Below are 600 nucleotides of genomic sequence, written 5' to 3' on the forward strand. Positions count from 1 at the left end.
ACGTTAGCTGAAACCACCCAAGTGCGTAAAAAACTTTAAGCCAGGTGACCAATGAATAATTTTATTCAAGCAAGATCTGAAGAGATTAAATATCATGAATCATTTTACACAGCGAATGGTCTTTTTGAACCTGGAACTTGGTTAGCAAAACCGGTTAAGGTCGTATTGGAAATGCTGGAATTGCTTAATCTCAATAGAATACGAGTACTTGATTTAGGCTGTGGAGTGGGAAGAAATAGTATTCCAATTGCAAAGATTTTAAAGAACCATAATGGAACGATTACTTGTATTGATCTAATTCCGACCGCTATTGACCTTTTAGTTAAGAATTCAAAGAAATATGATGTCGATAATCAGATCCTACCGGAAGTTGCTGATGCAGAATCATTTTCTATATTACCTAATGAATTTGATTACATCGTTTCATGCTCCTGCCTAGAACATGTATCTTCTGTTGAAGCATTTCGGAAAGTTGTAAAACGAATGATTGATGGAACTAAAGAACAAGGAATCAACACAATCCTTATGAGTACAGAAATAGAGGAAATAGATATTGAAACAGGGAAGATTTCAGAAGGCTTAATTGAATTAAATTTAAAG

At 34.3% G+C, this 600-nt stretch carries 1 protein-coding gene; it reads left to right on the forward strand.

Going from position 1 to position 600, the window contains the following annotated elements:
• Positions 1–51 precede the first annotated feature (51 nt).
• Positions 52–600, forward strand: a 549-nt coding sequence (locus ACFPOF_RS24030) for a class I SAM-dependent methyltransferase (protein ID WP_378137456.1), incomplete at its 3' end; no start/stop codon positions are given.

The organism is Cohnella soli (assembly GCF_042655525.1).
In the GTDB taxonomy this organism is placed as follows: Bacteria; Bacillota; Bacilli; order Paenibacillales; family Paenibacillaceae; genus Cohnella; species Cohnella soli.